General features: G+C 54.8%; 9 protein-coding genes. 4 read left to right on the top strand and 5 right to left on the bottom strand.

Going from position 1 to position 9,130, the window contains the following annotated elements; genetic code table 11:
- Positions 1 to 336, bottom strand: a 336-nt coding sequence (locus tag XpruCFBP8353_RS17580; protein WP_101364371.1) for a SymE family type I addiction module toxin, incomplete at its 3' end; no start/stop codon positions are given.
- A gap of 518 nt (positions 337 to 854) precedes the next feature.
- Between XpruCFBP8353_RS17580 and XpruCFBP8353_RS17570 the strand changes: the two genes are divergently transcribed.
- From XpruCFBP8353_RS17570 to XpruCFBP8353_RS17545, 4 genes are all read left to right on the top strand, one after another.
- Positions 855 to 1,544 carry a hypothetical protein gene (locus XpruCFBP8353_RS17570; RefSeq protein ID WP_101364341.1) on the top strand — a complete coding sequence of 230 codons (690 nt, stop codon included), beginning with the start codon at positions 855 to 857 and terminating at the stop codon, positions 1,542 to 1,544.
- On the top strand, positions 1,541 to 2,992 hold the full coding sequence (locus tag XpruCFBP8353_RS17565; protein ID WP_101364340.1) for an XVIPCD domain-containing protein: 1,452 nt from the start codon (positions 1,541 to 1,543) through the stop codon (positions 2,990 to 2,992). The genes XpruCFBP8353_RS17570 and XpruCFBP8353_RS17565 overlap by 4 nt, the downstream gene beginning before the upstream one ends.
- Positions 2,993 to 3,700: 708 nt before the next feature.
- Positions 3,701 to 4,348, top strand: a complete 648-nt coding sequence (locus XpruCFBP8353_RS17550; RefSeq protein ID WP_243391155.1) for a hypothetical protein — start codon at positions 3,701 to 3,703, stop codon at positions 4,346 to 4,348.
- A 3-nt stretch (positions 4,349 to 4,351) separates the two neighbouring features.
- Positions 4,352 to 5,329: a lytic enzyme gene (locus tag XpruCFBP8353_RS17545; RefSeq protein WP_101364339.1), complete on the top strand. Its 978-nt coding sequence runs from the start codon at positions 4,352 to 4,354 to the stop codon at positions 5,327 to 5,329.
- 61 nt (positions 5,330 to 5,390) lie between these two features.
- On the opposite strand, the gene XpruCFBP8353_RS17540 is transcribed toward XpruCFBP8353_RS17545, so the two are convergent.
- The 4 genes from XpruCFBP8353_RS17540 to XpruCFBP8353_RS17530 form a co-directional block, all read right to left on the bottom strand.
- The gene (locus tag XpruCFBP8353_RS17540) at positions 5,391 to 5,627 is read right to left on the bottom strand and encodes a hypothetical protein (protein ID WP_101364338.1); all 237 of its coding nucleotides are present in this window, start codon (positions 5,625 to 5,627) and stop codon (positions 5,391 to 5,393) included.
- Between the two features lie 110 nt (positions 5,628 to 5,737).
- Positions 5,738 to 6,091 (bottom strand): SymE family type I addiction module toxin, encoded by a 354-nt coding sequence (locus XpruCFBP8353_RS17535; RefSeq protein WP_101364337.1) that lies wholly within the window; start codon positions 6,089 to 6,091, stop codon positions 5,738 to 5,740.
- 599 nt (positions 6,092 to 6,690) lie between these two features.
- Positions 6,691 to 8,022, bottom strand: coding sequence for a hypothetical protein (locus XpruCFBP8353_RS23490; protein ID WP_211287864.1), 1,332 nt, complete (start codon positions 8,020 to 8,022; stop codon positions 6,691 to 6,693).
- The gene (locus XpruCFBP8353_RS17530; RefSeq protein WP_101364336.1) at positions 7,967 to 9,052 is read right to left on the bottom strand and encodes a nucleoid-associated protein; all 1,086 of its coding nucleotides are present in this window, start codon (positions 9,050 to 9,052) and stop codon (positions 7,967 to 7,969) included. The genes XpruCFBP8353_RS23490 and XpruCFBP8353_RS17530 overlap by 56 nt, the downstream gene beginning before the upstream one ends.
- Positions 9,053 to 9,130: the final 78 nt, after the last annotated feature.

Genomic DNA, 9,130 nt, shown 5'->3' with positions numbered 1-9,130 from the left:
GGTGACGACCAGCTCGCCGTTGCGCAGGCGAATGTGGAGTTTGCTGCCGATGGCGAAGCCGAGTTGTTCCAGCCAGCGGCCGCGCAGGCGCAGCGTGGGGATGCGTTGGTGGCTGTCGGGGTAGTAGCCGTAGCCGACGGTGCAGTGTTGCGGGGCACGCGGGTGGCCTGGGCGACGCGGCTTGTTGGGATCGGGGCGGGGCTCGGGGATGGGGGTGCGCTCGAGGTAGGGCCGCGGCGGGATCGAGGGGTCGAGCGAGTGCCAGCCGATCTCAGTGGGCGGCGGCACGGTGACACGCTTGCGCGCTGGCTTGGGACTGGATGGGGATCGACGCATGGCAAAGCCCTCCTTGACGAACAGGCCCCGCCGCCGGGTGGCGACGGGATGTCGGGAGGTTAGAAACCGAAGACAGACGGCGGGCGTATTTCCCCGAAGGGTGTTGTATTAGCCGCCCTCCCGACGCAGGCAACGCGTCGGCTGCGCCAGCAGGAAGCTGCAGGCACAAAAAACCCACCGGGATTTCGGAGGTGGGTACCGCTGTCTTAGGAGTTTCTACGCTCCGTGACCAAAAGACTGCTACGCGCTGCGTGACATGTCAACTGGCTGATGCTGGCAATCTGGAAAGCGTTGATGGAAGATCCTTGCGTCAACGTTTGAGCAGCAGGGTCAGAGTTGGATTGAACCTATAGAGATTGCTACTCCAAGCGCATCCCCACCATCCCGCAAATAGCTTTACGTTCCCTCGCTATCCATCACTATCGCGCCACTCAGATTCGGGCGCGGTAGTGCATGACACAGACGGCACGGGTGACAATTGACCAGCAGCGCGATGCCGCGTGAGTCGCAGGATCCCAATGATAAAAGTTAGCTTCCGAAACCTGTTTCCCTTGCTGCTGCTTTCACTAGCGCTGCCAAGTGCATGTGCTCGCACACCCCATGAAGCAAAGCGGGATGCAGGTACGTCATCTGCTGCGACAGCGACACCGCCCCCTCAAGAGAAGAGCAGAGGTACCGACAACGGCGCCGTCCTCGTCTCTGCGAACACCACTCTGCAAGAATTGCAGCGCCGGCTGCTGCGCTTCATTGATGGACTGACAGTGCCAGCGGATCTGGACTATCCCCAGATGGAGTCAGCACTTGGCATCAAACTTGGACCACCGTCTGATCCGGCATACCCGTGGCGTGAAATAAAGGAAGTTTCTCTGGCCGATGGCTATGAGCTCTATGCGACGCATCGCCCAACGAAAGATGGATTCTCGCGGATAGAGGTTGCAGTGACTCTACCTGACCATAGCAACCCCACGCGCGTGCCTACGTCGACCTGCATCTGGCAAGCAGAAGCACTCTCCAAAGCGCTCGAAGGGATGGGATACACGCGCGGCGGGCAGCGGCCGTTTCAGGGTGGATGGCTACGCCAGCATTGGCGCGCGATCAACGGCGGAAGTCAGATTTTTTCGGTCTCCTTGCTTCTCTATCGAACCAACGAACAAGGCAGGCCACAAGAGTGCGCTTATAGCGTCAAGATCGATGGAGGCAAGCCATGACCCGGGTTGACCCACGTATCGAGCCTCTACTTGCCCAGATGGCCAAAGACCCTGCACTTCCGGCTGGTGCAGAGGACAGCATTCGCCAGACGATCGCCGAATCACCTTATCTGTCGAACCTGCTAGGTGATGCCATTGAGAAAGGTCGAATTGGCGCGATTGCTGTTTCGCATGGACAGAACAACGGCGGCCACTTCCAGGATGGTAAGGACGGCAAGGCGGGCACACTCAATATCAGTGAAGCAGCGTTCAAAGATTTCACAGGATCAGAGCGCATCGACTATCTGACCGAGGTCATGGGCCATGAAACGATGCACGGCGTATTGGCCCAGCATCGTGCCGACGCCCTTGCCGAGTTCGGCAAGAGTATGAGTAACCGGATGCAGGAAGCCTACGACAATCGGGAGCATCAGGTCGACCTGACTGGCCCTACCCGTGTTTACCTGGATTCGACTCGCGCAGACGAAGCACTGTCGGAAATCTCGGGAATGCGTGCCCTGCATGATCGAATCAAACATCTGAACCCGCAGATGCCTGACAGCATGGCTGAGCGGGAATTGCTCGACCGGTCAAGCAACCGGTGTGTCGTGAGGCAACCGGATGGCACACCGCAGTTCGCAGCTGGGCTGACCTACGATGCACTCACCAAGCACCCCTTTACCCGCAACGATGCGCTGACCAAGTCGGTTGAGCAATGTTTTTACGACAGCAGTGGCACGCTGGGCCCACATGGCGATTCCGACTACCGGAACTACTATGGCGTGAATCCGATCAGCCATATTGCACAAAATTACGCGCATCTTGCGCATGACCGCCAGCCGCCGGAAGTTCGCATCGATCTCAAATCCTTGGGCCTTGATCCAAGACAGCTGGAGCGCAACGGACTGGACCTAGGGCGTGACAAGACGTTCAACGTCTTGGACCTAGGTAAAGACGGCTATGGCATGGTCCAGCTCAAAGACACCGGCGCACGTGGCATCAGCGCCCCTAACCTTGCGGCACCGAATGAACCGAGCCGCGCATTGACCCCTGCAGAAGCGGGGCACCCGGACCATGACATGCATCAGCAGATCCGAAGCAAAATTGAGCAGTTAGATGCAGCCAACGGCCGCACGTTCGACGCTACCAGTGAACGGATGACAGCGAGTCTACTGACGTTAGCAAAAGAAAACGGACTAACCCGGGTGGACCACGTGCTACTCAGCGAAAGGACCAAAGACTCGCCCACTGCGCAGACCCTGTTTGTAGTGCAAGGCGATCCAAAGGATCCAGCCATGTTGCGCGCCCATATGCCGACGGCCGACGCTGCGGCTCGGCCTGTTCAAGAGAGCTATACCCAACTGGAATCTGTGAACCAGCGACTAGCGCAGGAGCGCACACAAGAGCTGGCAGTGGAACAGCAGCGCTCGCAGGAGCAACAACAGCGGGGCCCCGTTCCGTCGCTTTGAGGCGATGACGTACCCGCACCTTTCATCATCAAACGGCTAGCAGCTATTGATCGACAAAAAACGAGAGCTGATGGCTAAGTGAATCTGACCCCGTTCTTCGGGAGTATGAGGTGCCGACTCACACGGTCGAAAAAGAAACTGACGCGTCACCCGCTACGCATCTCTCCAAGCGAACAGGCCTCTCCCGCCTGGAGCTCTTCCCCTATCGTTACTTCAAGGATGCAAAGGTCTTTGATCGAGTCGTTCCGGGAGAGATGAAGCCGGAGCGTCGAAGTAAAGTTGGATACCCGGTCTCTATCCAAACGATGGCCGGTGATGGCCGCAGTGTGGACTTCGGCATGGAGTACGAAGTAGATACCTACGTGTTCAGACGGAGCCAGGGCTGTTGGTACCTGTCTCGTGCGATCAACCTTAGGGACTAACAAGGAGTAGGCACATGGCCTCAGGATGCGACACAGCAGGTCCCTTATCGCGTCATTCAACTTGAGTGGAGATGCGGAGAAGGGCTATCACAACGAGGTTATGGAGAACTTCGATGTCCTGGTCAGGCACCATCCCAACTGCAACAGCAGTGCTCATCTGGCCAATGGCAGCGTCGTTCGCGGGCAAGCGCCGAAGTCCCCGCTTGTGTGAAGCCAATTCAGAACCCGCCGCCTATTACAGTGTATAAACGGGCTAATTCTGGATGTCGTCGGTGCTATCGACGACATGCTTTACCAACACGAGGAAGAGATGCGAAATTTACTGAAGCCATGGATGGTCATACTCCCAATGTTGATTGGTGGATGCGGGGGAAAGGTACCTCCGGCTTATGGCGACGGCTTTCCGGTCGTCAAGCCGATTGATCTAGTCCACTCCGGCGCGACGGTCGAAGCGCGCTTCGAACTGCCTCTGCAGGAGACAGGCGATCCGGGACCCAGCACGTTTCTGATCGGATTCCGTTCTGGTGGGCCACGTAAACGCCCCGATCTGAAGCCAGGGGATGCGGACTTCCTTGAGGAAGCGAAGCTTCCCTTGAGGGTCCAGCTTTGGAAGCAGAATGGTGGCAAAGAGACGCCCGTGGTGCTTCACGAGCTGAATCGTGATTTGCCGGCAGTGTGGCAAGGCACGCGCTACCAAAAGGCAAAGAGTGACGTCTTCCCCTACAGAAGCGCTGTTGGCGCGGATTCCAACAGTCTGTTGAAGGCCGGCAAATACGACATGTCGATGGCCTATATGGAATATGAGGTTGCCAGTGCCGAGTCCAAGGACCTGACTCCCGGGAAATACCGGTTGAAGGTTACCAATCTTCAGGACAACCCGCAGATCGCTCACCTCAGCTTTGAGCTTCTTGTCGCCAACTACAACGTGAAATAAAACATGGACAGTCAATCCCATAGCAGTGCTCAGGCCCAACCTGGCAGGAAAGAGCCCGGCCCCTACACCGTTACCGTCTATCTCGCTGCACCCGGTACGCCCGTGCGCGATGAAAAGGGCCATGGCCACTCTTCCTCCGCAGGCCATGCGTACTTCATGATCTCTGACGGCGAGCACAAGAACGGATACGGATTCTCGCCGATCAAAACGGGCGTTATAGGCGCCGGGCACGTCGTCAGAGATGAGTACAAGACTTACCAGAATCCGAGCTATTCGTACACGCTCGAGATTACTAAGGAACAGCACGAGAAGCTGAAGGAGTACGGTGAGGCTGGTGTGCGTGGCGACGATAGTCGATTCGGCCTCTATTACAACGGGTTCTCCAACAGTTGCATCGACTACGTCTGGGGCGGACTTCGGGATGCGGGTCTGCGGCCGAAGCTCGAAAAGCCAGATCCCAGCTTTGACGGTACGATCAAAGTTCTTCCTAATATCGATGCGCTTAAGAGCATTCCCAAACCATTTCCCGACAGCAAGCTCAACTCGTCACACGAAAACCCGCTTCCGAAGAACCAAGGCCCACTGCAGAAGTTGCTGACTGAGGTCGAGGGCGAGCCAGGACGTGGTCAGGCTTCTGCGCTGTCGCGCGAATCGCAGCAATTGTTTGATCGCATGCGATCGGATCTTCCTGCCAATGTCACCGACGGTCAGGTGATGTCAGCGATGGTCGCCGCACGAGAAAGCGGCATTCACCAACTGCAGCAGGTGCGTGACGTGGTTCTGCATGAAGAGAAAATCTTCGTAATGGGAACGACCCCCGGCTTCCGGGCGATGATAGATCTCAACCAGCCACAGCAAAGCATCGAAGAAGGGCTGGCCCGCAGCCAGCAGATCGACGCGCGGGTGGCAGAACAAACCCGGCAGGAAACGCAGCAGCGCGAAGCAGCCACGCAGACTGCCGGCGGCCCACAGATGGGCTAGTGGTCTGGGATGTAGCCGGAAAACCGGGCTCAGACCAGCTCCTGCCCCCTTTCAATCTTCCCTAGCTACGCTCACCACCAGCTTGGTGCGTCTGCTCCACCCGCTGCTCAAGCATCTCGCGTACGGCATAGGCTGCATCGAAGACGGCTTGTCCCAACGTTGGCAGGGTCTGCGCCTCCAGGCACTCCGGTTTGCTCATGGCGATGACGTCGCCATGAGCGATGAGGGTGCGTAGCAGGCGGTCGAGCTGGTCGCGTTGGTCCAGCGTGAGATGCAAGACGACGGCGGGGTGCTCCATCTGTGTCCTCCTCTGCGCGGTGAGCGGGGAGCGCGCACGGTGTGGCGATTGGCGCGTTGCGCTCGGCGCGGGGCATGCGGGTGCGTGCTGTGCGTGCGCTGCGCACCTGGTTAGTCCGTAGGTGCCACGGTGACGACCAGCTCGCCGTTGCGCAGGCGGATGTGGAGTTTGCTGCCGATGGTGAAGCCGAGTTGTTCCAGCCAGCGGCCGCGTAGGCGCAGGGTGGGGATGCGTTGGTGGCTGTCGGGGTAGTAGCCGTAGCCGACGGTGCAGTGTTGCGGGGCACGCGGGTGGCCTGGGCGGCGCGGCTTGTTGGGATCGGGGCGGGGCTCGGGGATGGGAGTGCGCTCGAGGTAGCGCCGCGGCGTAATCGTTGGGTCGAGCGAGTGCCAGCCGATCTCGGTGGGCGGTGGCACCGTGGCGCACTTGCGCGCTGGCTTGGGACTGGACGTGGGTCGACGCATGGCAAAGCCCTCCTTGACGAACAGGCCCCGCCGCCGGGTGGCGACGGGATGTCGGGAGGTTAGAAACCGCAGAGAGCCGGCGGGCGTATTTCCCCGAAGGGTGTTGTATTAGCCGCCCTCCCGACGCAGGCATCGCGTCGGTTGTGCCCGCAGGATGCTGCAGGCACAAAAAACCCACCGGTTTGACGGAGGTGGGTACCGCTCTCTGAGGAGTTTCTACGCTCCTTGTGGTAGAGATTGCTGCGGGTTTGTTGGGATGTCAACTGTTTGGTGTGACAGAGCGCTAATAATGACCTTAGAGTGCCGCCATCTCGATTCGACGCGCGGAAGATGCTTCTGAGCCTTTATTTGGCAGGCCGGTATCAAGAATTGAAACTGACGCCGTTTCCCGATCCTCTTTTTCGCTAGAGATTACTCACTCCAAGTGCTTCGTCGATACTCGACCACGCGCTCTGGAAGGTATTAGATATATCGAACTGTTCTACGATCGGCAGCGCCTGAACATTTTTCCGGGCTAACAACTTGCGAGCCGAGTTTGAGATGATGATGTGTGCTTCCCAACCAATATTTCTATTAAATCAGTGGCAGCCCATCCGGCCTCATTGTTTGAAAAAAAAGTTATAATGATTGTTAAGAATTACGCAAATAAACATCACCAGCCCAAGAAATGATGAAGCAAAAAGCGCGACGCATAAAGATAACTCTGCAGACCTTACCGGAACACCAACTAAATCATTATATTCAGACTCGGTTAGATATCGATATAGCTTTCTACGCCAGGTATCTCTGAGCACCCTTTGCTGCGATAAAAATCGAAAATTTATTCCGATAATTGAACCCAAATATAGGATTCCGAGAATTCCCATTGCATCGAGAAGCAATGGTGAAATAGATGTTGTTATTTTTCCAGCTATGAGGCCTAAACTATAAAATAGAGCTCCAGCTGCGCTTAATGCAAGCTGGCGAGCGGCCTCGGTCGTTTTAGCAGTATCCTCTACAACCGATTTACGGAGCTCCCCAAGACCCTTTATGGCGTCTTTGCTTTGCTCGTGAAGTCCATATTGGTATGTAATTTTTGCTCCATCTAAAGCAAGAGCACATGATTCTGCTAGTGCTTTGCCTAGGCCACGTCCTCGTTCAGCTATCCTAGCAAATTCGTGCGTAAAAATTCTATGCCGGACTTCTGACTCTCGATCAAGCTCGTAGATCCAAAGCGCTGCAGCCTGTAGAGCAAGAAAACCAACGCTTCCAAGATCATCTAGAAATCGACCTTCATTTAGATCTAGATCTAGTCTTGGCGGGCCAGTAAAAGTAACTTTAGAAACTTCGACCTCTGCTGCCACCGAGTAAGACGTAGCTCGACAAGCCGCCAACATCCAAGCATCAAAAGCCAAGTCTCCCCAGGGCAAATTTTTGCTGTCGGTTAACAGAAAAGGACGTATATCTTGTGGCAGTGGATTAACAGTACCAATTGACCTTACTAAATCTCTAGGTGACTTGACTCCCTCTCTCACTTTACTTGAGCCTACTTCATCCCAAGAACATACGACAAAACCCATCGTACAAAAACATACGGTTGAACTAGCGACACGCACTACGCCTTCAGCCTTTGGGTTTATCAAAAGCCAATCGTGGAATGCCTTCGTAGTTACGAAGCCTATACCATCATTAAATAAAGGCTTCTGAAAGGTGATCGCATACGGCTCTAAACCGGCATGAAGTGCATGTAATGGCACATCGTATTCCGCATCATCTACAACTTTTACGTCCCAATTCAGCGATGTAAGCAAAGCAGCAAGCGTTACCGCATCGGCAGCGCTTGCTCCATTAATCGTAACGGACGCTTCGGTACTTTCTGACAAGCTAATTCCTGGCCTAACCGTCAGTTGATCGACGAAGTGCGCTAATGGTCTCGGGGACAACTTCTTCACTCTCAATTTTATCAGTAATGATAGTTATGGTTGCGGAACCATCGCTCCTGCGGACAGTCGTAACACGTACGTCCTGCAACGATTCCGGATACTCGATGCTAATCTTTTCTTTAGTACGAATCTTACGCTTTGCTGCTGCTTTCAATACCTCTAAATTAGGCGGAAATTCGAGGCCGGCAATCTTCTTCTTACGCAGCACCCCCATGGTTAGGTTCTTCAGATCTTCAGCAATCTCTTCATCGTCAGGCCGCCCTGCAGCAACGAACACTGCATTGATAATCGTATCATCGTTGATTTCAACCGAGCGCCTAAGTATTTCCACAACCGTCGATCTCGCAACTGCCCGTCCTTCTGGCCAAGTGTTATCCGGAGCTGCCTTCAGAAGATCCAGAACAGCATCGGATACGGCTTTGTTTAGCTCTACATCATCACGCTCACGCTTGACACCAAGAAAATTGGAATAAAATCCTGTTATGTTAGGTGATCTCGCAGCGCGATCTTTAGCAGCAACTAAAACTTCCGCCTGATCATTAACGACTCTGAAAATTGCTGACTTTTGAAGCGCTCGCTTGTCTTTAACGAATGCCTCCACAATACGGCGCAGCTGTCTCGTATCTTGAGAACCAGCCCGCCTCACCGAAGGCGCCAAGACCTCGCTGTAGTCATACTTGAGCATTGCGTAAAGCTTTGTTGAAGCACGCCCACTGGCTAGCTCAAAGCAGAAAAAGGCGCCCTTGCCTGTTTGTCCGCCTCGATGAAGACGATGAAAATCTTTCGCTAGCGCTGTTGCGCCTGTTGCAAATTGCTTGGATCGTGAAGCCATCTCTTCAAGCGTTGCCTTTGTCGTACTTTCATCTTCGAACGTGAAAACTGGAGCTATATCAACAGCCAAAATTCTCGCAAGAAAGAATTCAGCGTGCTCAACCTCAGGCATACGATCTCGTGAAGTAAAATCTTCATCGCCTACAACTTGGAAGTTCATCTTAACGATGGCTAGTGAGGCGAGCTCATCTTCGGTAAAAAAACCCATTAATCCCCCAAGAAAAATAATTTTTATAAGGATACACAAATAAGTTTTTTATTAGCAAATTCAGTTAATATCCAGCCA

Origin of the sequence: Xanthomonas prunicola (assembly GCF_002846205.1) — a bacterium.
Classification (GTDB): domain Bacteria; phylum Pseudomonadota; class Gammaproteobacteria; order Xanthomonadales; family Xanthomonadaceae; genus Xanthomonas; species Xanthomonas prunicola.
The sequence above is the reverse complement of the archived record's forward strand: the minus strand, read 5'-3'. Positions and strand labels throughout refer to the sequence as shown.

Coding starts and splice junctions, on each gene's coding strand:
- XpruCFBP8353_RS17570 (WP_101364341.1), top strand. CDS start 855: ATGATAAAAGTTAGCTTCCGAAACCTGTTTCCCTTGCTGCTGCTTTCA.
- XpruCFBP8353_RS17530 (WP_101364336.1), bottom strand. CDS start 9,052: ATGGGTTTTTTTACCGAAGATGAGCTCGCCTCACTAGCCATCGTTAAG.
- XpruCFBP8353_RS17535 (WP_101364337.1), bottom strand. CDS start 6,091: ATGCGTCGACCCACGTCCAGTCCCAAGCCAGCGCGCAAGTGCGCCACG.
- XpruCFBP8353_RS17540 (WP_101364338.1), bottom strand. CDS start 5,627: ATGGAGCACCCCGCCGTCGTCTTGCATCTCACGCTGGACCAACGCGAC.
- XpruCFBP8353_RS17565 (WP_101364340.1), top strand. CDS start 1,541: ATGACCCGGGTTGACCCACGTATCGAGCCTCTACTTGCCCAGATGGCC.
- XpruCFBP8353_RS17550 (WP_243391155.1), top strand. CDS start 3,701: ATGCTTTACCAACACGAGGAAGAGATGCGAAATTTACTGAAGCCATGG.
- XpruCFBP8353_RS17545 (WP_101364339.1), top strand. CDS start 4,352: ATGGACAGTCAATCCCATAGCAGTGCTCAGGCCCAACCTGGCAGGAAA.